41 protein-coding genes are annotated in these 24,151 nt (G+C 54.2%); 31 read left to right on the top strand and 10 right to left on the bottom strand.

Annotation, left to right across the window (positions count from 1 at the left end; genetic code table 11):
* Genes RHP47_RS02715 through RHP47_RS02705 form a run of 3 tightly spaced genes read right to left on the bottom strand, consistent with a single transcriptional unit; the run spans position 1 to position 2,662 of the window.
* A complete protein-coding gene (locus RHP47_RS02715) occupies positions 1-1,173 on the bottom strand; it encodes an AI-2E family transporter (RefSeq protein WP_286626485.1) in 1,173 nt (390 codons plus the stop codon).
* Positions 1,170-2,534 (bottom strand): UDP-N-acetylmuramoyl-L-alanine--D-glutamate ligase, encoded by a 1,365-nt coding sequence (murD, locus tag RHP47_RS02710; protein ID WP_310840980.1) that lies wholly within the window; start codon positions 2,532-2,534, stop codon positions 1,170-1,172. Before murD ends, RHP47_RS02715 begins: the two co-directional genes overlap by 4 nt.
* 2 nt (positions 2,535-2,536) lie before the next feature.
* Positions 2,537-2,662 (bottom strand): hypothetical protein, encoded by a 126-nt coding sequence (locus RHP47_RS02705; protein ID WP_255451700.1) that lies wholly within the window; start codon positions 2,660-2,662, stop codon positions 2,537-2,539.
* 15 nt (positions 2,663-2,677) lie between these two features.
* Between RHP47_RS02705 and RHP47_RS02700 the strand changes: the two genes are divergently transcribed.
* Positions 2,678-3,112, top strand: a complete 435-nt coding sequence (locus RHP47_RS02700) for a hypothetical protein (protein ID WP_149817931.1) — start codon at positions 2,678-2,680, stop codon at positions 3,110-3,112.
* 3 nt (positions 3,113-3,115) lie between these two features.
* Here the strand turns inward: RHP47_RS02700 and RHP47_RS02695 are convergent, their stop codons facing one another.
* From RHP47_RS02695 to tgt, 7 genes are all read right to left on the bottom strand, one after another.
* Complete coding sequence (locus RHP47_RS02695) at positions 3,116-3,583, bottom strand: SH3 domain-containing protein (RefSeq protein WP_286626482.1); 468 nt, start codon at positions 3,581-3,583, stop codon at positions 3,116-3,118.
* Between the two features lie 3 nt (positions 3,584-3,586).
* Entirely contained in the window at positions 3,587-5,086 is a 1,500-nt protein-coding gene (locus RHP47_RS02690; protein ID WP_310840978.1) for an AAA family ATPase, read from the bottom strand.
* Positions 5,083-5,580, bottom strand: coding sequence for a DUF177 domain-containing protein (locus RHP47_RS02685; RefSeq protein ID WP_149817925.1), 498 nt, complete (start codon positions 5,578-5,580; stop codon positions 5,083-5,085). The genes RHP47_RS02690 and RHP47_RS02685 overlap by 4 nt, the downstream gene beginning before the upstream one ends.
* A 1-nt stretch (position 5,581) precedes the next feature.
* Entirely contained in the window at positions 5,582-6,013 is a 432-nt protein-coding gene (locus RHP47_RS02680) for a BLUF domain-containing protein (protein ID WP_149817923.1), read from the bottom strand.
* Positions 6,014-6,099: 86 nt separating this feature from the next.
* Complete coding sequence (locus RHP47_RS02675) at positions 6,100-7,071, bottom strand: bifunctional 2-polyprenyl-6-hydroxyphenol methylase/3-demethylubiquinol 3-O-methyltransferase UbiG (RefSeq protein ID WP_149817921.1); 972 nt, start codon at positions 7,069-7,071, stop codon at positions 6,100-6,102.
* Between the two features lie 3 nt (positions 7,072-7,074).
* Positions 7,075-7,548 (bottom strand): DUF2752 domain-containing protein, encoded by a 474-nt coding sequence (locus RHP47_RS02670; RefSeq protein ID WP_190278175.1) that lies wholly within the window; start codon positions 7,546-7,548, stop codon positions 7,075-7,077.
* Positions 7,532-8,668 carry a tRNA guanosine(34) transglycosylase Tgt gene (gene tgt, locus RHP47_RS02665; protein ID WP_149817917.1) on the bottom strand — a complete coding sequence of 379 codons (1,137 nt, stop codon included), beginning with the start codon at positions 8,666-8,668 and terminating at the stop codon, positions 7,532-7,534. Before tgt ends, RHP47_RS02670 begins: the two co-directional genes overlap by 17 nt.
* Positions 8,669-9,035: 367 nt before the next feature.
* Between tgt and rplC the strand changes: the two genes are divergently transcribed.
* Genes rplC through rpmE form a run of 30 tightly spaced genes read left to right on the top strand, consistent with a single transcriptional unit; the run spans position 9,036 to position 24,146 of the window.
* Positions 9,036-9,674 (top strand): 50S ribosomal protein L3, encoded by a 639-nt coding sequence (gene rplC / locus RHP47_RS02660; RefSeq protein WP_149817915.1) that lies wholly within the window; start codon positions 9,036-9,038, stop codon positions 9,672-9,674.
* A 16-nt stretch (positions 9,675-9,690) separates the two neighbouring features.
* The gene (gene rplD, locus RHP47_RS02655; protein ID WP_286668904.1) at positions 9,691-10,323 is read left to right on the top strand and encodes a 50S ribosomal protein L4; all 633 of its coding nucleotides are present in this window, start codon (positions 9,691-9,693) and stop codon (positions 10,321-10,323) included.
* Positions 10,316-10,618, top strand: coding sequence for a 50S ribosomal protein L23 (locus RHP47_RS02650; protein WP_206201513.1), 303 nt, complete (start codon positions 10,316-10,318; stop codon positions 10,616-10,618). The genes rplD and RHP47_RS02650 overlap by 8 nt, the downstream gene beginning before the upstream one ends.
* An 11-nt stretch (positions 10,619-10,629) precedes the next feature.
* Positions 10,630-11,496, top strand: a complete 867-nt coding sequence (gene rplB, locus RHP47_RS02645) for a 50S ribosomal protein L2 (protein WP_149817908.1) — start codon at positions 10,630-10,632, stop codon at positions 11,494-11,496.
* Between the two features lie 22 nt (positions 11,497-11,518).
* A complete protein-coding gene (gene rpsS / locus RHP47_RS02640; RefSeq protein ID WP_011055940.1) occupies positions 11,519-11,797 on the top strand; it encodes a 30S ribosomal protein S19 in 279 nt (92 codons plus the stop codon).
* Between the two features lie 30 nt (positions 11,798-11,827).
* Positions 11,828-12,196: a 50S ribosomal protein L22 gene (rplV, locus tag RHP47_RS02635; protein ID WP_011055941.1), complete on the top strand. Its 369-nt coding sequence runs from the start codon at positions 11,828-11,830 to the stop codon at positions 12,194-12,196.
* Positions 12,197-12,208: 12 nt separating this feature from the next.
* On the top strand, positions 12,209-12,925 hold the full coding sequence (gene rpsC / locus RHP47_RS02630) for a 30S ribosomal protein S3 (protein WP_286626471.1): 717 nt from the start codon (positions 12,209-12,211) through the stop codon (positions 12,923-12,925).
* Positions 12,926-12,939: 14 nt separating this feature from the next.
* Positions 12,940-13,371: a 50S ribosomal protein L16 gene (rplP, locus tag RHP47_RS02625; protein WP_149817904.1), complete on the top strand. Its 432-nt coding sequence runs from the start codon at positions 12,940-12,942 to the stop codon at positions 13,369-13,371.
* A gap of 2 nt (positions 13,372-13,373) precedes the next feature.
* Complete coding sequence (rpmC, locus tag RHP47_RS02620; protein ID WP_149817902.1) at positions 13,374-13,586, top strand: 50S ribosomal protein L29; 213 nt, start codon at positions 13,374-13,376, stop codon at positions 13,584-13,586.
* Positions 13,586-13,834 (top strand): 30S ribosomal protein S17, encoded by a 249-nt coding sequence (rpsQ, locus tag RHP47_RS02615; RefSeq protein ID WP_011055945.1) that lies wholly within the window; start codon positions 13,586-13,588, stop codon positions 13,832-13,834. The genes rpmC and rpsQ overlap by 1 nt, the downstream gene beginning before the upstream one ends.
* A 12-nt stretch (positions 13,835-13,846) precedes the next feature.
* A complete protein-coding gene (rplN, locus tag RHP47_RS02610; RefSeq protein ID WP_149817900.1) occupies positions 13,847-14,215 on the top strand; it encodes a 50S ribosomal protein L14 in 369 nt (122 codons plus the stop codon).
* The gene (gene rplX, locus RHP47_RS02605; protein ID WP_226971991.1) at positions 14,215-14,568 is read left to right on the top strand and encodes a 50S ribosomal protein L24; all 354 of its coding nucleotides are present in this window, start codon (positions 14,215-14,217) and stop codon (positions 14,566-14,568) included. Before rplN ends, rplX begins: the two co-directional genes overlap by 1 nt.
* A gap of 58 nt (positions 14,569-14,626) precedes the next feature.
* Positions 14,627-15,172 carry a 50S ribosomal protein L5 gene (gene rplE / locus RHP47_RS02600; protein ID WP_024125571.1) on the top strand — a complete coding sequence of 182 codons (546 nt, stop codon included), beginning with the start codon at positions 14,627-14,629 and terminating at the stop codon, positions 15,170-15,172.
* 29 nt (positions 15,173-15,201) lie between these two features.
* A complete protein-coding gene (rpsH, locus tag RHP47_RS02595; protein WP_149817898.1) occupies positions 15,202-15,603 on the top strand; it encodes a 30S ribosomal protein S8 in 402 nt (133 codons plus the stop codon).
* An 18-nt stretch (positions 15,604-15,621) separates the two neighbouring features.
* Positions 15,622-16,185: a 50S ribosomal protein L6 gene (gene rplF, locus RHP47_RS02590; protein ID WP_149817896.1), complete on the top strand. Its 564-nt coding sequence runs from the start codon at positions 15,622-15,624 to the stop codon at positions 16,183-16,185.
* On the top strand, positions 16,186-16,548 hold the full coding sequence (gene rplR, locus RHP47_RS02585; protein WP_149817894.1) for a 50S ribosomal protein L18: 363 nt from the start codon (positions 16,186-16,188) through the stop codon (positions 16,546-16,548). It begins immediately after the preceding gene.
* Between the two features lie 11 nt (positions 16,549-16,559).
* A complete protein-coding gene (rpsE, locus tag RHP47_RS02580; protein WP_011055952.1) occupies positions 16,560-17,084 on the top strand; it encodes a 30S ribosomal protein S5 in 525 nt (174 codons plus the stop codon).
* Between the two features lie 13 nt (positions 17,085-17,097).
* Entirely contained in the window at positions 17,098-17,562 is a 465-nt protein-coding gene (gene rplO / locus RHP47_RS02575) for a 50S ribosomal protein L15 (protein WP_149817892.1), read from the top strand.
* A 12-nt stretch (positions 17,563-17,574) separates the two neighbouring features.
* Positions 17,575-18,885 (top strand): preprotein translocase subunit SecY, encoded by a 1,311-nt coding sequence (gene secY / locus RHP47_RS02570; protein ID WP_149817890.1) that lies wholly within the window; start codon positions 17,575-17,577, stop codon positions 18,883-18,885.
* Positions 18,885-19,472, top strand: a complete 588-nt coding sequence (locus RHP47_RS02565; protein ID WP_286626462.1) for an adenylate kinase — start codon at positions 18,885-18,887, stop codon at positions 19,470-19,472. The genes secY and RHP47_RS02565 overlap by 1 nt, the downstream gene beginning before the upstream one ends.
* Positions 19,465-19,689 (top strand): translation initiation factor IF-1, encoded by a 225-nt coding sequence (infA, locus tag RHP47_RS02560; RefSeq protein WP_011055956.1) that lies wholly within the window; start codon positions 19,465-19,467, stop codon positions 19,687-19,689. Before RHP47_RS02565 ends, infA begins: the two co-directional genes overlap by 8 nt.
* Before the next feature lie 60 nt (positions 19,690-19,749).
* A complete protein-coding gene (rpmJ, locus tag RHP47_RS02555) occupies positions 19,750-19,863 on the top strand; it encodes a 50S ribosomal protein L36 (RefSeq protein WP_011055957.1) in 114 nt (37 codons plus the stop codon).
* A 33-nt stretch (positions 19,864-19,896) separates the two neighbouring features.
* Positions 19,897-20,277 carry a 30S ribosomal protein S13 gene (rpsM, locus tag RHP47_RS02550; protein WP_024125578.1) on the top strand — a complete coding sequence of 127 codons (381 nt, stop codon included), beginning with the start codon at positions 19,897-19,899 and terminating at the stop codon, positions 20,275-20,277.
* Positions 20,278-20,319: 42 nt separating this feature from the next.
* On the top strand, positions 20,320-20,712 hold the full coding sequence (gene rpsK, locus RHP47_RS02545) for a 30S ribosomal protein S11 (RefSeq protein ID WP_011055959.1): 393 nt from the start codon (positions 20,320-20,322) through the stop codon (positions 20,710-20,712).
* 29 nt (positions 20,713-20,741) lie between these two features.
* A complete protein-coding gene (locus RHP47_RS02540; protein ID WP_286649836.1) occupies positions 20,742-21,707 on the top strand; it encodes a DNA-directed RNA polymerase subunit alpha in 966 nt (321 codons plus the stop codon).
* 22 nt (positions 21,708-21,729) lie between these two features.
* Complete coding sequence (gene rplQ, locus RHP47_RS02535; RefSeq protein WP_149817882.1) at positions 21,730-22,080, top strand: 50S ribosomal protein L17; 351 nt, start codon at positions 21,730-21,732, stop codon at positions 22,078-22,080.
* A 6-nt stretch (positions 22,081-22,086) separates the two neighbouring features.
* Complete coding sequence (truA, locus tag RHP47_RS02530; protein ID WP_149817880.1) at positions 22,087-22,941, top strand: tRNA pseudouridine(38-40) synthase TruA; 855 nt, start codon at positions 22,087-22,089, stop codon at positions 22,939-22,941.
* A gap of 16 nt (positions 22,942-22,957) precedes the next feature.
* The gene (gene rplM, locus RHP47_RS02525; RefSeq protein WP_149817878.1) at positions 22,958-23,416 is read left to right on the top strand and encodes a 50S ribosomal protein L13; all 459 of its coding nucleotides are present in this window, start codon (positions 22,958-22,960) and stop codon (positions 23,414-23,416) included.
* A gap of 1 nt (position 23,417) precedes the next feature.
* Entirely contained in the window at positions 23,418-23,831 is a 414-nt protein-coding gene (gene rpsI / locus RHP47_RS02520) for a 30S ribosomal protein S9 (RefSeq protein ID WP_149817876.1), read from the top strand.
* Positions 23,832-23,870: 39 nt separating this feature from the next.
* Positions 23,871-24,146, top strand: coding sequence for a 50S ribosomal protein L31 (gene rpmE, locus RHP47_RS02515; RefSeq protein ID WP_149817874.1), 276 nt, complete (start codon positions 23,871-23,873; stop codon positions 24,144-24,146).
* The last annotated feature ends 5 nt before the right edge of the window (positions 24,147-24,151 follow it).

Raw genomic sequence — 24,151 nt, 5'->3', positions numbered from 1 at the left:
CTACTCCACTGAGGATGGCTTCATTGACGAAGAAACAGGTGATAAGGGGGGCGGATTACTAGGGAGTGCAACGGTGGCATCCACGTCCTCGGCATTGAGGCGCGATCGCACACTCACCAAGAACGTTTTAATCACTACCGCGATCGGAACCGCAATGAGAACCCCGACTAACCCCGAAGCCCTAGCCCCAGTCAGGATCGCCAAGAAAACCCAGACTGGATTTAAGCCCGTAAAGCTACCGATGATCCGAGGGGCAACCACATTCTCCAAAAACTGCTGATAGAGAAACGCAAATCCCGCTACCTTGAGGGACAACCACACATCCTGAAGGGCGACGAGCAAACTAATTGAAATAATCCCCACCGTACCGCCAAAGGGCACCAAGGCCATCACGCCAATAATGACACCAAAGAGCAGTCCATAGGGCACCTTGAGGAAAATGAAAATCGTGGTCAACCCGATGCCCATGCACAGTCCCAGCACCAACTGACCAATAAAATAGCTTTCAAAACTGCGGCGTATCGTTTCTGAAACCGTGGGGCGCAGCGTATCAGGCAACCAACTGAGGAGGCCATCCCACAATTCGTCACCATGCTGCAGCAAATAGAACGTGAGAACAACGGTCAAAATCAGATTAATGAGCACATCCACCGCACTGCTGAGGGTGCCCAAAATTAAATTCAGCGCCTCGCGAGCTAAACTTTGCAGTTGATCCTTGAGTTTTTCCAAGAGTTGGTTGGCAAGGGCATCCACATCCACCGTCACCGGCAGGTTCAGGGAGTCCACCCACTGGCCAAATTCCAAGAGTCGCCGTTGGCTGGAGTTAAACCATTCGGGCAAGCGGGCAATGAGCTGTTGTGCCTGATTAAAGACATTGGGCACCACGACCAAGGCAATGATGGCAATCAGTACCAGTGCCAAAAGAAAGACCAAAATTGCTGAGGGGCCTCGCGGATTTCCCTGCTCCTCCATCCAGCGCACCGGATAGTTCAGCAAAAAGGCAAATAGAGAAGCCAGCACCAGAACCGCCACCAGCGGCCCAAAAAACTTGAGAATGGTCGCAAAGGCCCAGAAATTCAGCGTCAGGATAGGCCCTGCCAAGCCAATAATCAGAAACCGACTGGCAATGGAGAGGCGATTCCACCAGTGACCCGAGGCCGCAGATTGGCTCATAGCTCTAAGCACAGTTGACGAAAGTGATCACCACGTTCTTCAAAATTCTGGTACTGGTCAAAGCTGGCACAGGCAGGGGAAAAGAGAACGGTTTTGATCGGGTACTGGGTCACCAGTTCAGCAGCCGCCGCCACTGCCCGATCCAGTGTCTCCATGATCTCATAATTTGTAAAGCCCGTGGCTTCTAAGCGCTGCGCAAACTGCGGTGCCGCTTCACCAATTAAGAGCACCCAAGCGGCTTTCTCCTGAATCAGCTTGAGCCAAGCGCGATCGTTCCCCTTTTTGGCCTGTCCACCCGCAATCAGGATCACAGGGCCGGTCACCGAACGCAGCCCAATTTCGGCGGCGTCATAATTGGTGGCCTTACTGTCGTTGATCCACTCCACCTGTCGCCATTGGCGAATCCGCTCTAGACGATGGGGCACACCGGCAAACCCTGCCACCGCTTTGGCAATTGTTTCGGCAGGAATACCGGCTAAATGGGCCGTTGCCACGGCTAGAAGAAAGTTTTGCTGATTGTGTTGACCCGGCATTTGCAGGACATGGGTGGGCAGCAGGGGTTGATCTTGAAACCACACCTGATCCTCAGCAATATAGATGCCCTGTTCAATCCCCTTGGGTAGGGCTGCCGCCCCTTGGGTACTGATCCACCAAGCTTGCGGCCAACGATTCACCATGTGCTGACGCAGGTAGGGATCATCCCCATTGAGGATCACCTGTTTCGCACCATTCATGAGGTGAGCTTTGGTTTCGACATAAGCGTCGAGGGTGCCGTGGCGTTCCAAGTGATCTGGTGTGAGGGTTGTCCAAAGGGCAAATTGGGGTTGCAGGGGGGGGCTAGACTCTAATTGATAGCTACTGATCTCAGCAATCACCCAATCAAGGGCGCTAGCGGTCAAAGCCACTTCGCAAATACTATTGCCGATATTGCCACAGGCGGGAGCATTGTACCCCGCTGCTTGAAAAATGGCGGCAGTGAGTGCGGTGGTCGTTGTTTTGCCATTGGTGCCCGTAATACATACCCACGGCAGATGGGCGAGGGTCTGCCAAGCAATTTCCACTTCCCCCCGAACGGGGATGCCTGCTTGGCGAGCGGCAATCAGAGCAGGAGACTGCCAAGGGACACCGGGACTAATGACAATTTCCGCCGGGACACGCAGACCCACACTGGCGAGGGTTTGTAAATCAAAGTCGTAGTTGAGTTGAACAGCAATGCCTTCGGCTTCTAGGAGTTGCTGCTGGGATTGTAGGGCAGGGGTTTGACGACTATCACTCACCTCCACTTGCCAGCCTTGACGTTTCAGTAAACGGGCAGCGGCGATGCCAGAGCGACCAAGACCAATCACATGAACAGTTGGCATAGTTAAGTGGGGTGAATCCAATCCAGCAGGTACAGACTCGGGGCAGCGGTCACTAAGGTGGTATCCTCAAGGCCAATGAGGCCGATCGCTCCCGCTGAATGTTGCGTCTTAGACTCTATTATTGTCACACCGGTTAGAGAACAATGCCTAGCTTACGCACAATTTGGCTCTGTGGTCTGCTGTTGACGACTAGTGTCGGGTTCGTATCTCTTGATGACATGCCCGCGATCGCCCGCCGTCGCGAAGCGCCCAAAGTGGTGCGCGTCACCGATGTCCAATTGCAGAGCGAGAATATTGCGGGTGTCTGGTACCACCGCCTGACGGGGCGCGTGCGCAATGAAACGGCGACACCAGCGCGCAATGTCCAGATCTACTACGAGATTTATGACCCGACGAGCAAGCGACTACTGGAAGCGGGATCCACCCAGTTGCGCAATCCCGTGATTAATAGTGAAGGGGAGGCGGAGTTTCTGGCAACTCCCAATGCGGGGGGGCGGGTGAAAATCACGCTCGTGGAATGGCTGAGTGGCGATCGCGAGTACCGTTCGTTTCAGCAAATGCAGGAATTTTCCCAATAGCGCCTACTGGGTCGTCTCACTGGAGGTGGGGGATTGAGCTGTTGTTTCCTGCACGCCAAAGGCCAGTACCCAGCCTTCAAGATTGTTGGCGGTGCGAATCTTCAGCCATTCCCCATCCTCACTGCGCTCTAGGATCGTCACCACTTCATCAAAGGCCACACCGCCTAGGGCATTTGCCTCGCGACTGGGGCGATCGCGCAACCGTAAACCATCGCCATAGATCACCCGCCCTTCAGAGTTTGGCTGCGGTGAGGGGGTCGGGGTTGGTTCAGGAGTGGGTGAGGGGGAATTCGGTGACGACTCTGGTGGCGTAGGCGGTGGCGAATTTTGTGCTTCGACCTTGGGGCGGGGGGGTGGCCAGAGCAAGTTAAAGACGAGGGGTGTAATGATAGCAGCGGCCACAAGGGTAATCAGACCTAAACCCAAAAAGGTTCCTAGGAGCCATTGCAGCACACGCACCACTGGTTTCATGATCTAACGCCCTGTGGGGGGAGAGAGGATCCGTGAGGCAAACCGTGCCCGCCCGGAGGCCGCCCATTCTTGTAATTGGTGTACCTGTTCGCGAGCTGTCCGTGCCAAGGGGATAATCTCACTGGCCGCGTGCAGCAGATCTTCGGTGGTAAAGTCGCGGTCTTGGCTAAAGGCAAGGTGCATTGCCTCAATGATACACTGCTCAATTTCAGCCCCAGAAAAGTCAATGGTTTCGTAGGCCAACCGCTCTAGATCATAGTTTTGCAGGCGATCGCGCCGCACGCGACTGAGGTGCACTTCAAAAATCGCTCGCCGCTCATCCACATTGGGTAGTCCGACAAAAAAGATTTCATCAAAGCGACCCTTACGCAGCAGTTCCGGGGGCAAGACCTGCACATTGTTGGCAGTGGCCACGACAAAAACAGCAGAGGTTTTCTCCGCTAGCCAAGTGATAATCGTACCAAAGACGCGGCTACTGGTGCCGCCATCCCCTCGGCCATCAATGCCCGCAAAGGCTTTGTCCATTTCATCAATCCAGAGGACACAGGGGGCAAGGGCTTCAGCAATTTGAATCATTTCGCGGGTTCGCGCTTCGGATTCCCCCACAAGGCCGCCAAAGAGTCGCCCCACATCCAATCGCAACAGCGGCAAGTGCCATTGGTGGGCGATCGCCTTTGCCACTAGGGATTTACCGGTGCCCTGAATTCCCACTAGCAGCACCCCCCGCGGATAGGGCAGCCCATAGCGCCGTGCCCGCTCGGAAAAAGCACCGCCGCGCCGCAGCAACCACTCCTTGAGGTTATCAAGACCACCAATGTCGGCAATCGTTTCTTGGGTGGGGTAAAACTCGAGAATTTGGGTTTGCCGCAGGATCTGCCGCTTTTCCTCCAAGATCAAATCCACATGGCTACCGTCGAGCATGCCGTGGAGGGCAATAATCCGACCAATGACGCGGCGAATGCGCTCTAGGGTCAAGCCCTGACAGGCGCGGATCAACTCATCGAGAATGGGTTCTGCGGGAATGTTGCCGAGGCTTTGGCAGAGCTTCACCAGTTCAAGGCGAATTTCCTCCCGTTGGGGCAAGGGAAACTCGACAACGGTAATCACATCCCGCAGTTCCGGGGGCAACTGCACCGTCGGAGCCAGCAGGATCAGGTTTTTGGGCTGGGACTTGAGTTGCCGCGCAAGGTTACGCAGTTTGCGAGAGACCGCTACATCCTCAATAAAGCGGTGAAAATCTCGCAGCAGAATCATCGCCGCTGCCGGTGGCGGTAGTTTTTCAACAAATTCAAGGGCACTGAGGGGATTGCGCTTGGCGACCCCCAGATCATTGGGATTGCCCTGATACCCCTCGACAAAATCCCAAATGTAGATGGGGCGCTGATTCAGGCGATCGCTAATTGTGTGCAGTGTTGCCTCAAGGCGTTCTTCCTCTGTTGTGGCCACATACAACAGGGGATAGCGTGCCCGCAGCAACAGTTCAAGGTCAGACTGAGCACTCACGGCGATGGTTCCGAACGCTCCAGAACCGATTGTAGTTGCGCAAGCATTGCCCAGCGGTGATCAATGGGGGGTTCCGCAGGGACAGGGGGGTGAATACCGCCACAATTGGGGTCACAGTATTGGGGGTAGGGCAGGGCAAGGCAGAGTTGCTGGTAGAGCCAATCCGCAAGATCAATGCGACCGTTGGCGGGCAAGGTTTCCACCAGATCATCGTCCGGTTGACTCGCCGGCGTTTCTGCAAGCCAAATGAGTTCCGTAGTCGTACACACCAAGCGATGGTTATAGTACTGCAAACAGCGATCGCAACAGAGGGTAACGATCGTACTCACACTGGCACTAACTTCTAAATAGGTGTAGCGGTGACTGGCAGTCACCATTCCTTGCACGGGAGTTAGCGTTGCCAAGTCTGGAAAACCGGTATCCACCCGCCACTCATAGGTCTGGGCGGGCAGCCGCAGTAGATCGGGAATACTTAGCCAGTGGGCATCGCTCACACTAAGTTCCTTGGCTCATTTCATAGAGTTCTTTGAGGAAGTGAAAACATTGCTCAGCCGTCATTGAGGTGGGCTGAAAGGTTGCTGCTGGTGAGTATTTTAACCGCAGGTGCCGAATTTTATCACTGTCCATCTCGCCCAACTGCACCAGACGCATTGACCAATTGATGAAGGTGCGCTCTGCGATGGCCTTGAATTCAATGAGTTCGGCGCTGTGGTGGCGGGGATCCTTGAGGATGCGGGCGTAGGTTTCACTGATTTTCTGGCGATCGCCCTCTAGGGTTTGCAGAAACATGCCGTTGCCGTAGCACAGTATTCCCGTAATGCCATCGCGGAGATTGTTCACCTCTGACTTGGCCATAATATCCCGCAGATCCGGGTAGGACAGGCCATCTGTGGCACAACTGAGATAAAGCAAGCGATGTAATCTCATGGGTCTCCGGTTCTCGATCGCACACAACCGATTTCAATATCCCATGAAAGGGACCCTTGCTAAAGACGACTCCCGTGATCTTTACTTTAAGTTTCGCGAACGCCTCTGACCACTGCGCTAGTGCCAGCACTTGATTTGACAAATCCGGCAAAAGTAACCTTAGCTCCGTGACGTTCAAACATAGCAGCAACATCTTTTATTCTTTGGGGATTGTCATACTCCGGCGAGAACATATCAAAGGTGTCTAAAATTGCCCATTCACGGCGTTTTTGCTGATCCACAGTACTAGGAATTGTTCGTAGATCAACAATTGGTAAAAATCGAGTCAGTACGCCTAGTTTAACTTTCACTAAAAAATCAAATAACGTAATTAAACCATCGATATTCTTCTCAATCAAATTCAACAGAGCTTGGTGTGACATCTTTTTTGTCAAGGGTCTTAAAAGATATTTTGCGTGTATTTTTGTCCAAAAACCTTTAATCGGATAGAAATCAACCACAATCTCAGCACCGATTTTTGCGTATTTAATCAGATTTTTTACAGATTCTTCAAAGTCAGGTGTATGTTGTAGAACCCCAAAACAAAACACCTTATCAAAAGAGGCTTCAGGCAAAGGGATGTCATAGATGCTCGCCTGAAATAGGTGTAATCTTCCGCCAGCAATATCAGAATTATTTTGCCAATTTGCCTCAACCGCCTCTGAATAATCAAAACTCCAAAGATAAGCAGACGTTTTTTCCAAGATAACCCGTGTAAATCTACCTGCACCAGAACCGGCTTCTAAAATACTTTTGCCAGCAAGCTCCTCAGGCTGCCAGTTTGTTGTTGCAAAGAATCGAGTTTCAGATTGTTTTTGATCTGTATCATCTATTTGTGTTTTTGAGAACTTATTCCATTGCAGACCAAAACTTTGGGTGTAGTTTTGGCTTGAATCTACAAATCTAGGAATCTGATTAACAATTGGATAAACAGAACCCGTCTCACTATAGTACGCAGTATGATCCTTTCTAAGTGGTGCTTTCGTCTTGGGATCAACGTAATGAATGGAGATAGTCATTGATTAACTCCTCAGAAAGATGTTTTTTAGGGGATTGATATAAAATTCCCCGGTGTGAAATAGGCTGTACAGCCGCAAACCATAGTAGCCAAGATAAATCACCCCTAGCCACCACCAGTTTTGAATGCGTTCATTGATGTAGCGAAAGGGGGTGTGCTGCAATCGCCGCCCGGTTCTTAGTTCAATGGCCATCAATATCGCGGCCACTGTAAATGCGAGAAAGAGCACAGGGCCAAAGAGATGCATTCTCAGGGCATCTTCAACATTGCCGCGAGCGATCGCCATAAAGGAACGGGTCAGACCGCAGCCTGGACAGGGAATGCCCGTTGTTGCCCGAAAAAGACAAAGTAAAAAAGGCGGCGTCCCCGTATGGTTAAAGAGTGCCGCTCCCACTAAAGGTGCTGTGGTCAGTCCCAAAAAGCCCCAGCGGCTCAAGCGTTCCTGCCTTGATAAAACGGCATCAGAGAAGCGCAGCATCGGGTTCCTCAGCATCCACCACTAGTCGCTGCTCCCATTCTGCCGCAAACGCCACAAATCGCTCCTCTAAAATTGCTTGGCGTGCTGCTTGGGTGAACCGAATCAGTTCCGTCACATTATGAATCGAGAGTAAGGTGTAGGCCAGTAGCTCCTTGGCACGCACTAAATGACTCAGGTAGGCTCGGCTAAAGGTGGTGCAGGTATAGCAGGGACAGGTGGGATCCAAGGGTTCATAATCGCGGCGAAAGCGGGCATTTTTCAGGTTCCAGCGCTGCCCTTGGACAATGGCACAGCCATGGCGAGCCAGACGGGTAGGAATCACACAATCAAAGAGATCGACCCCAGCAGCGATCGCCCGCAACATTTCTAAGTGAGTTCCCACCCCCATCAAATAACGTGGCTTATGGGCAGGCAAGAGGGGAGCCGTCACCGCCACAATTTCGTGCATGGCACTGTTGGGTTCCCCGACACTCACCCCACCAATGGCATAGCCCGGCAGGTCATAGGGCAGCATCGCCGCAGCACATTCCCGCCGCAGATCGGCATACACTCCCCCCTGAACAATGGCAAAGAGAGCCTGATCCGATCGTTGTTTGGCGGCAATACAGCGCTCTAACCAATGTAGTGTGCGTTGCGTCGCTTGGATCACTGCCTCCCGGCTCGCAGGGTAGGGGGGGCACTCATCAAAGGCCATGATCACATCTGCCCCCAAGGCCTCTTGAATGGCGATCGCCCGCTCAGGTGACAGTTCAATGATTTGACCATCGTGGGGTGAACGAAACACCACCCCCTGATCGGAAATCTGCCGCATTTCACTGAGGCTAAAGACCTGAAACCCCCCCGAATCCGTGAGAATTGGCCCTGACCAGCCCATAAAACGGTGCAGCCCCCCCGCTGCGGCCACAATGTCTTCCCCCGGTTGCAGGTGCAAATGGTAGGTGTTGGCCAAAACCATTTGAGCGCCCGCCGCCTTGAGGTGTTCTGGGGTGAGGGTTTTCACATTCGCTAAAGTACCCACGGGCATAAAACGCGGCGTTGCCACTGCGCCATGGGGGGTGTGAAACAGGCCTGCCCGCGCTTGGGTATGGGCACAGTCCTGCTGGCAGACAAATTCAAACACGCTGCTGGATCCACAAGAAGGCGTAAAAAATGTTACCAAATGCCTAGACAAACCCACAATCGCTGATCTATGATTAAAACTTGTGACCAAAAACGGATACTGAGTGGGCGCGATCGCCTCAACCCCCTTAAGTCCTTGGTTCCACTGATCCAGGGGTGGCAGCGTGTTCGCAACTTGCAATCATAGCCTTGCCATCTTTACCTGCGCCTGTCCTTGATCAACGATGGATGCGCTTTAAGCGTCATCGTCTTGACCGTGTAACTGCTGGGTCAATCCACCATTCCTAACTGTAGGAATCTGCCGAGGTGTAGCCTTGCGGCTGCCTCTCGCTGTTTTGTTGTGAGTCGTATTTTTAAGGAACGCGATCGTGACAGTTGGTATTTTAGGGACAAAGTTGGGCATGACCCAAATCTTTGACGAGGCGGGTCGATCTGTCCCCATTACGGTGGTACAAGCGGGGCCGTGTCCGATCACACAAATCAAAACCCCCCAAACCGACGGCTACACGGCAATTCAAGTGGCCTACGGCGAAGTGCGGCAGAAAAACCTGAGTCGCCCCGAGCGCGGCCACCTCAACAAATCGCAAACGCCCCCCATGCGTCATCTGCGGGAATTTCGCCTTGAAGATGCCTCTGCCTATCAATTGGGTCAGGCCATCACTGTTGACATTTTTAGTCCGGGGCAGCTTGTGGATGTCCACGGCACCAGCATTGGCCGAGGCTTTGCGGGCTATCAAAAACGCCACAATTTTAAGCGCGGTCCAATGGCGCATGGCTCAAAAAACCACCGTTTACCCGGTTCCACTGGGGCAGGAACCACCCCGGGTCGGGTTTTCCCCGGCAAGCGGATGGCCGGTCGCATGGGCAATACGGCAGTCACCATTCGCAAGTTGCAGGTGGTGCGCGTTGATGCTGAGCGCAACTTAATCCTGATCAAAGGGGCACTACCGGGTAAACCGGGGGCACTAGTGAGCATTACCCCCGCCAAGGGTGTCGGTCGCAAATAGGGGCTGGAGAGTAGTTATGGTTGCATGTGTGGTTAAAGACTGGCAGGGTGCCGACAGTGGTGAAGCCACCCTTGATCTGGCGACAGCAAAACCTGAAACCGCCAGTCATATTGTTCATCGTGCCCTTCTGCGGCAGTTAGCCAATGCGCGTCAGGGAACGGCATCTACCAAAACCCGTGCTGAGGTGCGTGGCGGCGGTCGCAAACCTTGGCGGCAAAAAGGAACAGGGCGTGCCCGCGCTGGTTCGATCCGTTCTCCCCTCTGGCGGGGTGGCGGTGTGATCTTTGGTCCTAAGCCCCGCGACTACAGCCAAAAAATGAATCGTAAGGAGCGGCGACTTGCCCTGCGCACAGCCCTGATGAGCCGCGTTGAAGACTTGATTGTGGTTCAGGACTTTGCCGATCACTTGCCCCGTCCCAAAACCAAGGAACTGGTGACCGCGCTGCAACGCTGGGGCATTGAGCCAGAGCAAAAGGTGCTGCTACTGGTGGAAGACATTGCCGAAATGGTGGCACTCTCGGCGCGAAATGTGCCCACCCTGAAGTTGCTGCGTGCCGATCAATTGAATGTTTTTGATTTACTCTATGCCGATCGCATTGTTGCCACCACTGGCGCGATCGCCAAAATTCAGGAGGTGTACGGTGACTAAAGTCCAACCCCGCGCCCTTGCGGATCTCATCAAGCGCCCCATCATCACAGAGAAGGCCACGATTTTATTGGAAAACAATCAATACAGCTTCGATGTGGACCGGCGCGCCACCAAACCGCAAATCAAGGCTGCGATTGAAGAACTCTTTAACGTCAAAGTTACGGCAGTGAATACCTATCATCTGCCCCCTAAAGAGCGCCGCGTGGGTCGGTTTGTTGGTCATCGTCCTCGCTACAAGCGGGCGATCGTCACCCTTGCCCCCGACAGCAAGATCGTTCTCTTCCCCGAAGTTTAACGGAGTAGATCATGGGCATTCGCGTTTACCGACCCTACACCCCCGGCGTTCGCCAAAAAACTGTTTCTGACTTTGCTGAAATTACCACCGACAAGCCCGAAAAGTCGCTGACCCGTGGCTTCAAGCGCGACAAAGGCCGCAACAATCGCGGTGTCATTACCAGTCGGCGGCGGGGGGGTGGCCACAAGCGTCGCTATCGCATTGTTGATTTTCGCCGCAGCAGCAAGCTCAATGTCCCCGCCAAAGTGGCAACTGTGGAGTACGATCCCAACCGCAATGCCCGCATTGCCCTGCTCCACTATCGCGATGGCGAGAAACGCTACATCATCCATCCTCGAGATTTGACCCCCGGCACCGAGGTTATTGCCAGTCCCGATGCCCCTATTGAAGTGGGTAACTCCCTTCCTCTGGGCAAAATTCCCTTGGGTACTAGTGTGCACAATGTGGAAATTACCCCCGGTCGTGGTGCGCAAATGGTGCGAGCTGCCGGCGCGATGGCACAAGTAGTGGCCAAAGAGGGGGATATGGTCACCCTCAAGCTTCCCTCGGGTGAAGTGCGGCTCTTCCGCAAGGAGTGCTATGCCACCATTGGCCAAGTGGGGAATGTTGAAGCCAACAACATCAGCTTAGGGAAAGCGGGTCGCAATCGCTGGAAAGGTCGTCGTCCGAAGGTGCGCGGTTCGGTCATGAACCCGGTGGATCACCCCCACGGTGGTGGTGAAGGGCGCGCCCCCATTGGTCGTCCCGGGCCTGTCACGCCTTGGGGTAAACCCACCCTTGGCTACAAAACTCGCAAGAAGAAAAAACTCAGCGATGCTCTCATCGTGCGGCGTCGTAAGAAGTCTTCCAAGCGGGGTCGCGGTGGTCGTCAGTCTTAGGTTTTTGCGGAGAAGTTAGGTTATGGGACGTTCATTAAAAAAAGGCCCCTTTGTGGCGGATCATCTCTTACGCAAGATTGAAGCCCTCAATGAGCGCAATGCCAAGGAAGTGATCAAAACGTGGTCGCGTGCCTCAACGATTGTGCCAGAAATGATTGGCCACACGATCGCCGTCCACAACGGCAAGCAGCACGTGCCCGTGTACATCACTGAGCAGATGGTGGGTCACAAACTGGGGGAATTTGCCCCCACCCGCAACTTCCGCAGTCATGTTAAGGGCGATAAAAAAGCCCGCCATTGATTCTCTTGTTCGCGTCTGGGATAGCCGTCTATGGTTTCTACCTCTTCTCCTACTGCCCGTGCCTGCGCCAAGTATGTCCGCATGTCACCCCACAAGGTGCGGCGGGTACTGGATCAACTGCGGGGTCGCACCTACCGCGATGCCCTGATTATGCTGCGCTTTATGCCCTATCGTGCCTGTGAGCCGATTACAAAGGTCTTGCGATCGGCGGCAGCCAATGCCACCCACAATTTAGGCTTGGATCCCGCCACCTTGGTAATTAGTCAAGCCTATGCCGATCAAGGGCCTTGCCTGAAGCGGTTTCGCCCTCGCGCCCAGGGCCGCGCTTACCAAATTCGCAAGCCCACCTGCCACATCACGATTGCTGTGGCGCCCCAAAACACTGCTGACGAATCGTAGAAGGATACCACCGTGGGACAGAAGATTCACCCAATTGGCTTTCGCCTCGGCATTACACAAGAACATCGCTCCCGCTGGTACGCCGATAGCGATCGCTATCCTGAGCTATTACAGGAGGATCACCGCATCCGCACGTTTATTAACAAGCAACTGGCCAACGCTGGCATTGCGGAAGTGCGCATTGAGCGCAAAGCGGATCAAGTGGAGCTGCAAATTCGCACCGCTCGTCCCGGCGTCGTCGTTGGTAAAGGCGGCCAAGGGATTGAGGAACTGCGCAAGCAACTGCGGCAGATGCTCCCTAGCAACCGCACGATCAAAGTGAACGTGGTGGAAGTCAACCGTGTCGATGCTGAGGCCAGCCTCTTGGCGGAATACATCACCCAGCAACTAGAGCGACGGGTGGCCTTCCGACGCGCCGTGCGCCAAGCCATTCAGCGGGCACAGCGAGCAGGCATTGAGGGGATCAAAGTCCAAGTGGCGGGTCGCCTGAATGGGGCGGAAATTGCTCGTACCGAGTGGACACGAGAGGGTCGCGTTCCTCTGCATACCCTACGGGCAGACATTGACTATGCCTACCGCACCGCCCGCACAATCTACGGCATTTTGGGTGTGAAAGTGTGGATCTTCAAGGGTGAGGTACTGCCGGGACAAGCCGAAGCCGTAACACGGGAACCCAGTCGCCGCAGTCCCCAACGCCGCCTACCCCAATTTGAAAATCGCTCTAACTAACAGGGAAGCCAGCGATGTTAAGTCCAAAGCGTACAAAATTTCGCAAACAGCAGCGGGGTCGCATGACGGGGGTTGCCAGTCGCGGTAACTCTATCCACTTTGGCGACTATGCCCTTCAAGCCCTTGAGCCCGCTTGGATCACCTCACGGCAAATTGAGGCTGGCCGTCGTGCCATGACCCGCTATATCCGCCGTGGTGGCAAAATCTGGATTCGCATTTTCCCCGATAAGCCCGTGACGATGCGGCCTGCCGAAACGCGGATGGGGTCAGGGAAAGGCTCACCGGAATACTGGGTGGCAGTGGTCAAACCCGGTCGCATTATGTATGAAATTGCCGGTGTGCCGGAGGCGGTTGCCCGCGAAGCCATGCGCCTTGCTGCCTACAAAATGCCGATCAAGACCCGTTTTCTGGTGCGCAATCAAGAAGAGGAACAACAGGAGGGTTAAGAATGGCACTGACAAAAATGAAAGACCTGCGGGAACTGAGTGATCAACAGGTGAGCGATCGCATTGCCGCCATTAAGAAAGAACTCTTTGATCTGCGCTTCAAAAAAGCCACCCGCCAAGAGGTCAAGCCCCATCAATTTAAGCATCTGCGCCATGAGTTGGCACAGCTTTTAACCCTTGAGAATGAACGTCGCCGCAGTGGAGGCCAAGACTAATGGCAGTTAAAGAACGTGTTGGCGTCGTCGTCAGCGACAAAATGCAAAAAACCGTCGTCGTTGCCGTCGAAAACCGCGCCCCCCACCCCAAGTACGGCAAAATTGTCGTCAAAACCCGCCGCTACAAAGCCCATGATGAAAATAACGAAGCCAAAGTGGGCGATCGCGTGCGCATTCGGGAAACCCGTCCCCTGAGTCGCACCAAGCGTTGGGTCATTGCCGAGATTCTCAGTCCTCGCACTGCCTAAGGAGAGCCAGCCATGATTCAACAGGAAACCTATCTCAACGTCGCCGACAATAGCGGCGCCAAAAAGCTCCTCTGCATCCGTGTGCTCGGCGGCGGTAACCGTCGCTACGGCAGTGTCGGCGATGTGATCATTGCCACCGTCAAAGATGCCACCCCCAATATGGCAGTGAAAAAATCCGATGTGGTTCGCGCTGTCATTGTGCGCACCCGCAAAACCATCCGCCGTGAAAGTGGCATGAGCATTCGCTTTGATGACAATGCCGCTGTCTTGATCAACCAAGAGGGTAACCCTCGCGGTACCCGTGTCTTTGGTCCTGTGGCTCGTGAACTGCGGGATAAAAACTTTACGAAAATTGTTTCATTGGCACCGGAGGTACTCTAATGGCGGCCAAGAAAGCAAACAAAAAGCCAGTGCGCTATCGCATGCACGTGAAAAAAGGGGACACGGTTCAAGTCATCGCTGGCAGTGACAAAGCCAAAGTCGGTGAAGTCCTCGCCGTTTTCCCCAAGACCAGTCAGGTGATTGTCAAAGGGGTGAACCTAAAAACCAAACACGTCAAGCCCCGCCAAGAGGGCGAATCTGGGCAAATCATCACCAAAGAAGCCCCGATTCACAGTTGTAAGGTGATGCTCTACTCCACCAAGCAAAACGTGGCCAGTCGCATCTGCTACACCTACACCGAAGATGGCCGTAAGGTGCGGATGCTCAAGAAAACTGGCGAAATCATTGATTAGGTCTAACCCGTTTTCCCCTCTCTGACCCAGCCCAGAGAATGCCCCTAGGAGAAGCCCCATGTCCCAACGCCTCAAAGATCACTACAACAAAACCGTTGTGCCGCAGCTCATGCAGCAATTCCAGTACAAAAACATTCACCAAGTCCCCAAGATTGTCAAAGTGACTGTCAACCGCGGTCTGGGTGAAGCGGCGCAAAATGCCAAAGCCCTTGAAGCCACACTGGCAGAAATTGCCACGATTACCGGCCAAAAGCCCGTCGTTACCCGCGCCAAGAAGGCGATCGCTGGCTTCAAAATTCGCAAAGGCATGCCCGTTGGTGTGGCCGTGACGCTGCGATCCGATCGCATGTATGCCTTTTTGGATCGCTTGATTAACTTGGCACTGCCACGGATCCGTGACTTTCGCGGTGTCAACCCCAAAAGCTTTGATGGCCGGGGCAACTACACCCTAGGTTTGCGCGAGCAACTGATTTTCCCCGAAGTCAACTACGACGACATTGATCAAATTCGCGGCATGGATGTCTCAATCATCACCACTGCCAATACTGATGAAGAAGGACGCGCCCTGCTCAAAGCAATGGGCATGCCGTTCCGTGAGAACTAACGCCGGAGGCAGATTTTTAAGGAGCAACTATGGCAGTAAATGACACGATTGGCGATATGCTAACTCGCATCCGCAACGCAAACCTTGCGCGTCATCAAACCACCACCATTCCGGCCACGCGCATGACCCGCAGTATTGCGCAGGTGCTGAAAGCGGAAGGGTTTATTCGCGATTTTGAAGAGCAAGGGGACGGCATCAAACGGCATCTTGTGGTTTCCCTAAAATATCGCGGTAAGCAGCGCCAGCCGATTATTACTGCGCTCAAGCGGGTGAGCAAACCCGGTCTGCGCGTCTATGCCAATTCCCGTGAGTTGCCCCGGGTGCTCGGTGGCATCGGCATTGCCATCATCTCCACCTCTAGCGGCATCATGACTGATCGCGAGGCACGGAAGCAGGGCATTGGCGGCGAAGTACTCTGTTACGTTTGGTAAGCTCGGAGGAAGTCCCACATGTCTCGTATTGGCAAGCGTCCCATCCCCCTGCCAAAGAATGTTACCCTCACCCTAGACGGGCAGCAGGTCACGGTCAAAGGCCCCAAGGGTCAACTGAGTCGGGTTTTGCCGCCCGAGGTGAATGTTGCCCAAGAGGGCGAAAGTATTGTTGTCAAACGCCGCGATGATTCTCGACCTGCTAAAGAACGCCACGGCCTCTGCCGCACGCTACTGGCTAACATGGTGGAAGGCGTCTCCCAAGGGTTTACGAAAAAGCTGGAGATTCAAGGGGTCGGTTACCGCGCCCAACTCCAAGGCAAAACCCTTGTCCTCAGTATGGGCTACAGCCACCCCGTTGAGATTGTGCCACCCGAGGGCATTACCCTAGAAATTGAGGACAACCAAGGTAAAAAAGTGCAGCAGGGCACGATTGTCCTTGTCAGTGGCATTGATAAAGAACTAGTCGGCAACACCTCTGCCCGTATTCGCGCCGTACGTCCCCCTGAACCCTACAAGGGCAAGGGCATTCGCTATATGGGTGAATTTGTGCGTCGTAAAGTTGGTAAGACAGGGAAGAAATAGATGAAACAAACTCGTACTGCGGCTCGCCAAAGTCGGCATCAGCGCATTCGCCGCAAAGTCAAAGGTACCAGCGATCGCCCCCGCCTCGCTGTCTTTCGTTCCCATCAGCATATCTATGCCCAGGTGATTGATGACACCCGGCACCATACCCTTGTGGCCGCTTCCAGTGTTGAGCCAGAACTGCGGCAAAAACTAGGAAAAGGGAGCACCTGTGCCGCCTCTATTGAAGTGGGGCGACTAATTGCAGAGCGTGCCAAAGCCGCTGGCATTGAGCGCGTTGTCTTTGATCGCGGTGGCAATATCTACCATGGTCGTGTCAAGGCCTTGGCGGATGCCGCCCGTGAAGCTGGACTAGACTTTTAGAGGATGACCCGATGGCAAATCGTCGTAAAAACCCCCGCAAAGTTGAAAAAGAAACCGACTGGCAAGAGCGGGTCGTCCAGATCCGCCGCGTCTCCAAAGTAGTCAAAGGCGGTAAGAAACTAAGCTTCCGCGCCATTGTGGTTGTTGGCAATGAGCGTGGCCAAGTGGGTGTGGGCGTCGGTAAAGCTGCCGATGTCATTGGTGCGGTGCGCAAAGGTGTGGCCGATGGCAAAAAGCACCTGATTGATGTCCCGATCACCAAATCCAACTCTATTCCCCACCCCACTTTTGGCGAAGGCGGTGCTGCTCGCGTCATGATTCGCCCCGCTGCACCGGGAACCGGGGTAATTGCTGGTGGTTCTGTGCGCACCGTTCTGGAACTAGCAGGGGTACGCAACGTGCTGGCCAAACAACTAGGCTCCAGTAACCCCCTCAACAATGCCCGCGCCGCCCTCGAAGCTCTTGCAGCCTTGCGCACCTTCCAAGAAGTTGCCGAGGAGCGGGAAATCCCCATTGAAAACCTCTATAGCAAATAGGTAGGAGTTGTCCATGCGGTTTCAAGATCTGCACCCCCAAGCGGGATCGCGACGACGCAAACGGCGGATTGGTCGGGGCATTGCCGCAGGTCAAGGGGCAAGTGGTGGCTTTGGGATGCGCGGGCAAAAATCCCGTTCTGGCCGCCCCACCCGTCCCGGCTTTGAAGGCGGTCAAAACCCCCTCTACCGTCGTCTCCCCAAACTCAAGCACTTTCCCCTCGTCAACCGGAAGGTTTACACTACGATCAACGTGGGTCGTCTCAATACCCTACCCGCCAATAGTGTAGTGACGGTTGAGTCTCTCCTTGAGGCTGGCATTCTCACCACCGCCAAATATCCCCTCAAAGTGCTGGGGGATGGTGAGCTAAACGTCAAGCTAGAGGTTCATGCCGCTGCCTTTAGTGGCAGTGCCCGCAGCAAGATTGAAGCTGCTGGTGGGGTATGTGTGGAGACCTGCGTTGCTGCCGACAGTGAATAGAGGAACCCCAATATGATTGTGAATCGCGGCAAGGCACCCACTGCCCAAGAAACCTTTATGCAGATGGCTCAAGCGGCTGGTCTGCGGGGGCGACTCCTGATCACCATTGGGCTATTGATCTTGGTACGGCTGGGGATTTATCTACCCATTCCGGGGATCGATCGCGCCGTTTTTGCCCAGAGCGTCCAAGATAATGCCGTGATTCGCTTCCTCGACATCTTTTCAGGCGGTGGCCTCTCTGCCCTTGGGATTTTTGCCCTCGGCATCCTGCCCTATATTAACGCCTCCATCATCATGCAATTGCTGACTGCTGCTCTCCCCTCCTTGGAGCGGCTGCAAAAGGATGAGGGAGAAGCCGGCCGCCGCAAAATTTCCCAAATTACTCGCTACGTGGCTGTGGGCTGGGCAGTTCTGCAAAGTTTTGGCATTGCCATTTTTGTGAGTTCCATTCCCGGTGCGGCTTTGCATCCAGGGGCGTGGTTTGTGGCTGAAATTGTCCTTGGCCTGACCGCTGGCTCAATGGTGGTGATGTGGATTTCGGAATTGATTACTGAGCGGGGCGTGGGTAATGGAGCCTCACTCTTGATCTTTTTGAGCATTGTTGCCTACTTGCCTGCCTCAGTGGGTCAGACGATCGCCCTCGCCGAAAGTGGTGGCAATATTGGCGGCATTGTTATTCTGGTGGCCGTCTTTTTGGCCATGATTGTTGGCATTGTCTTTGTGCAAGAGGGTACCCGCCGCATCCCTATTGTTTCGGCACGTCGCCAAGTGGGGCGCAAACTCTACCGCGAGCAAACCAGTTACCTGCCCCTGCGCTTAAACCAAGGGGGGGTGATGCCAATCATTTTTGCCTCAGCAGTACTGATTCTGCCTTCGACCTTAGCGCAGTTTACCCGCAATGAACTCGTGGCGCGATTTGCGAGTTATGTTTCTCCAGCAGGGCCGACGCCGTGGCTATATGTGATTTTCTATTTACTGTTGATTCTCTTCTTTAGCTACTTTTACTCTTCCTTAGTGGTCAACCCCGTGGATATGTCCCAAAACCTGAAAAAAATGGGCGCCAGTATTCCGGGAATCCGACCGGGGAAAGCCACCTCTGATTACCTAGAGCGGGTTCTCAACCGCCTGACATTCCTAGGGGCGATCTTTTTGGGTCTGGTGGCGATTATTCCCACGGCAGTCGAAAGTGCAACCAAAGTAACAACATTTCAAGGGCTGGGGGCGACCTCCCTGTTGATCTTGGTGGGGGTGGCCATTGACACCTCAAAACAGATTCAAACCTATGTGATTTCACAACGTTATGAGGGGATGGTGAAGCAGTAATGCGCTTAATTTTGTTTGGCGGTCCCGGTTCGGGCAAGGGGACACAGGCAGCAATTCTGACCACGCTTTTGGGGATTCCCCATATTTCCACAGGGGATATTCTGCGGGCAGAGCGAGCTGCGGGCACCCCCCTCGGTCAACAGGCTCAAAGCTATATGGATCGCGGTGAACTGGTACCGGATCAGGTGATTGTGGATATGGTGGCCAATCGCTTGCAACAGCCAGATACGGCTGCGGGTTGGCTTTTGGACGGTTTTCCCCGCAATGGGGCACAGGCGGCAGTCTTTGAGGAGATGCTCAAAAGCATTCACCAAGACTATGATTATTTGCTCTTCTTAGATGTGCCTGCTGCGATTCTCCAAGAACGCGCCCTCAATCGCGCCAAGCAAGCGGCCAATGGTCAGCAGCGCTCCGATGATACTCCTGAAACCATCCTCAAGCGGGTACAGGTCTATGAGCGGGAAACCCTACCAATGATTCGACAGTACATGAGTCATCCCAAGTTTGTACACATTGATGGAACACGTACGATCGAAGAGGTAACTGCTGCCATTCAAGCACGTATTGGGGAGGTGAACCGTGTCTAAACAGGATGCCATTGAAATTGAAGGGACAGTGACCGAGTCATTGCCCAACGCCATGTTTCGGGTGGATCTGGACAATGGCTTTAATGTCCTTGCCCATATTTCCGGTAAGATTCGCCGCAACTACATCAAAATTTTGCCGGGCGATCGCGTGAAGGTGGAATTGACCCCCTATGACCTGACCAAGGGGCGGATTACCTATCGCCTGCGCAAAAAGTAGTTTGATCTTTGTTGGCCACTCTGCTAAGATATAAAATTTGCGACTACATGAGCAACTGATATGAAAGTAAGAGCATCGGTACGGCGTATTTGTGAAAAATGCCGCGTCATTCGGCGACGTGGTCGGGTCATGGTGATCTGCACCAATCCGAAGCACAAGCAGCGCCAAGGGTAACCCACTGTTGTTGCACACATAGGAACTAGATTCATGGCTCGTATTGCTGGTGTTGATTTACCCCGCGACAAACGCATTGAAATTGCCCTCACCTACATCTATGGCATCGGCTTGACCCGCTCCAAAGAAATTTTGGCAAAAACGGGTGTTAACCCAGATACCCGCACTCGCGATTTGACGGATGCCGATATTGCGGCACTGCGGGCTGCGATTGACGAGTACCAAGTGGAAGGGGATCTGCGCCGTCTCGAGGCCATGAATATCAAGCGGCTCATGGACATTGGCTGCTACCGCGGGCGGCGGCATCGCCTTGGATTGCCGGTTCGTGGTCAGCGTACCCGTACCAATGCTCGCACCCGTCGTGGTGGTCGCCGCACTGTGGCGGGTAAGAAAAAACCCGCTGCTAAGAAATAAATTTTTCCGCTCCTGCTACCTGATTCACGGTTTGGATAGATTATGGCACCCTCTGCAAAACGCTCTGGCCCTCGTAAGCAAAAGCGCAATGTCCCCAGTGGCGTTGCCCACATTCAGTCCACATTTAATAACACGATTGTCTCAATTACCGACCCCAATGGTGAGGTGATTGCTTGGGCCTCCGCTGGCTCCAGTGGTTTCAAAGGTGCCAAAAAAGGCACACCCTTTGCGGCTCAAACTGCTGCTGATAATGCAGCTCGCCGTGCCATTGATCAGGGGATGCGGCAAATTGAGGTCATGGTGAGTGGTCCCGGTTCCGGTCGCGAGACAGCGATTCGGGCGTTGCAAGCCGCAGGTCTAGAAATTACCCTCATTCGGGATGTGACCCCCATTCCCCACAATGGTTGCCGTCCCCCCAAACGGCGGCGGGTTTAGGTTGGTTTGGGTCACTTGGGAGCACAGCTATGGCATATCAAATTGAATGTTTGGAAACACGGGTTGAGGAGGATCAAGGGCAGTACGGCCAATTTGCGCTGCACCCCCTCGCCCCCGGTCAAGGGATTACGGTGGGGAATGCCCTGCGGCGGGTTCTTCTTGCCAACTTACCCGGTAGTGCCGTGACAGCGGTGCGCATTGCCGGTGTGAATCATGAGTTTTCAACAATTCCCGGTGTGCGCGAAGATGTCATGGACATTTTGCTGCAAATGAAGCAGTTGGTGATTCGCAGCCACACCTCAGAACCCCAAATGGGTCGCCTTTTTGCCCAAGCCCCTGAGAATGAGCCATTGACGGTTACTGCTGGCATGGTGCAACTTGGCTCTGAAGTGGAAGTGGTCAACCCCAACCACTATATTGCCACGCTGATGCCGGGGGCAACCTTGGAGATGGAATTCAAGATTGAACAGGATCGCGGCTATCGCTCGGTGGAGCGGGTACGGGACGATCGCCTTGCCTTGGACTATCTGCAATTGGATGCGGTCTTTATGCCCGTGCGGCGGGTGAACTATACCGTTGATTCGGTGCGCAGTGCCGGTACAGAGGGCGATCGCCAACTCCAAGACTATCTAAAGCTGGAAATCTGGACGAATGGCAGCTTGACCCCCCAAGATGCCCTCAATCAGGCGGCAACGATTCTTGTGGATCTCTTTAGCCCCTTGAAGGAAGTGCCCCTGCACACCTCCGAGGCCACCACCACCGACGAGCATGATGAAACGGCACAAATTCCCATTGAGCAACTCAATTTGTCGGTGCGTGCCTACAACTGTCTCAAGCGTGCCCAAGTGAATACGGTGGCTGACCTTCTTGAGTATTCCCAAGAAGAGCTACTGGAGATCAAAAACTTTGGTCAAAAGTCTGCCGAGGAAGTGATCGAGGCACTGCAAAAACACTTGGGCATTACGCTACCGCCCCAAAAAGCTGCCCGTAACTAGAGAGATTGAATGAGGTTTGTCTATGCGTCACCAACGTCGGGTTCCCCAGCTAGGACTGCCAGCCGATCAACGAAAAGCACTGCTGCGGGCACTGACCACTGAATTGATTCGCCATGGCCGCATTACCACCACCAAAGCGCGGGCAAAGGCAGTACGCGCAGAGGCGGAGCGGATGATCACCTTGGCAAAGGATGGCTCCTTGGCGGCACGGCGGCGTGCCCTTGGCTATCTCTACGATAAGCAACTGGTGCATGCTCTGTTTGCCCAAGCCCCAGAGCGCTATGGCGATCGCCAGGGGGGCTATACCCGCATTATCCGCAGTGTGCGGCGGCGGGGTGATAATGCCGAATTGGCAGTCATTGAACTGGTGTAGCAGGCAATGATGACGGCGATCGCACCTCCTCAGAGTGGCCAACGCTTGGCACTGCTTATTCAGTACCAGGGCACCCATTTCCACGGCTGGCAACGGCAGGTGGGACAGCGCACGGTACAGGAGGTGATTGAGCAGGCGATCGCCAGTGTTGTCAACCATCCCGTCTCTGTTGTCGCAGCAGGTCGTACCGATACAGGGGTTCATGCTGCTGGTCAAGTGGCTCACGTCACGGTCAACTCGCCCATTCCCGTTCATCGTTGGCCGGGGATTCTCAATGCTCGCTTGCCCGCCGATGTGGTGATTCGTGCGGCGGCGGTGGTGCCCGATCACTGGCATGCCCGTTTCTCCGCGCTGTGGCGTCGCTATCGCTATACCCTCTATACCGATCCCTGCCCCAATATCTTTCTGCGCCCTTGGACATGGCACTACTACTATGCCCCCTTAGATGTGGAAAAAATGGCAGCCGTGCTTCAGCCATTGTTGGGGCGGCATCACCTCAGTGCCTTTCACCGTTCTGGCTCGAATCGTGCCCATTCTTGGGTGGAGGTGCAGGCGGTGAGCTGCCAGCGGCGCGGTGCCCTTGTGGAAATTGAGGTGCAAGCTTCGGGGTTTCTCTACGGCATGATGCGCCTGTTGGTGGGACTCTTGGTACAGGTGGGGCAAGGCCAGCGATCGCCCGCCAGTTTTACGGAAATTTGGCAGCAGGAGCAACGCCACCTCGTCAAGTATGCTGCCCCCCCTGTAGGCCTTTGTCTATTGGGGGTGGGTTATCCTGAATCGCCTTTCCCCCTTGCCCTGTGCACCGAGGCGATGCCCCAGTTTCAGTTAGCCTCCATTACCCCTGAATTGTCCATTGCATAGAATCATGGAGTTTGTGATGACCAGTACCGTAAAGACACCACTGCCCGCCGTGGATGACCTTGCTCCTCAGTGGTATGTCATTGATGCCGCTGATCAACGCTTGGGTCGGCTAGCTGCAGAAATTGCCCGTATTCTCAGGGGCAAAAACAAAGCCATTTACACCCCCCACATGGACACAGGTGACTTTGTGATTGTCATCAATGCCGAGAAAGTCACCATCACTGGCAGAAAACGCTCCCAAAAACTCTACCGTCGTCACTCGGGACGCCCCGGCGGCATGAAAATTGAAACCTTTGATCAACTGCAAGCCCGCATTCCCGAGCGGATTATTGAGCATGCTGTCAAAGGGATGCTGCCGAAAAATTCCCTTGGCCGTAAACTCTTTACCAAGCTGAAAGTTTATGCTGGGCCAGAGCATCCCCACCAAGCGCAAAAACCCCAGCCTTTGACCATTAACACGATTCCGGGAGCCTAACATGCAGATTGCTGATCAGTCTAAGCGGGTAGTTTATTTGGGAACCGGTCGCCGTAAGTCGGCGGTGGCACGGGTGCGCCTGATCCCTGGTAGCGGTCAACTGTTGATCAATGGCCGCAATGGGGCTGACTACCTGCAAAACAACCCCACCTATCTCAACTTGGTGAAAGCCCCCCTTGAAACCCTTGGCCTTGAAAGTAGCTATGATATTTATGTCAATGCCACGGGGGGTGGTTTGACGGGGCAAGCAGATGCCATTCGTTTAGGGATTGCCCGCGCCCTGTGTCAACTGGACATCGAAAACCGCAAGCCTCTGAAAACGGAAGGCTATCTCACCCGCGATCCCCGTGCCAAGGAGCGGCGTAAATACGGTCTGCGCAAAGCCCGCAAAGCCCCCCAATACTCAAAACGCTAAGATGTTTGTTTTTTACTTCTCGTTTGTGGTGAGACTCCTATGCCAAAACCGAACATTCATCCCCAGTGGTATCCCGAAGCCAAAGTTTATTGTGACGGTGAAGTGGTGATGACCGTGGGTTCCACGAAACCCGAACTACACGTGGATATCTGGTCAGGCAACCATCCCTTCTTCACGGGTACTCAGAAAATCGTTGACGCTGAAGGGCGGGTGGAACGCTTCCGCCGCAAATACAGCGGTGCCAAGCCCCAGCAAACTGCTAAAGGGAAAAAAGCCGCCGCTAAACCTGCACCCAAAACCAACAAAAAGGGCTAATCGCT

The organism is Thermosynechococcus sp. QKsg1 (assembly GCF_031586415.1).
In the GTDB taxonomy this organism is placed as follows: domain Bacteria; phylum Cyanobacteriota; class Cyanobacteriia; order Thermosynechococcales; family Thermosynechococcaceae; genus Thermosynechococcus.
This window is presented reverse-complemented; position numbering and strand designations above follow the sequence as displayed.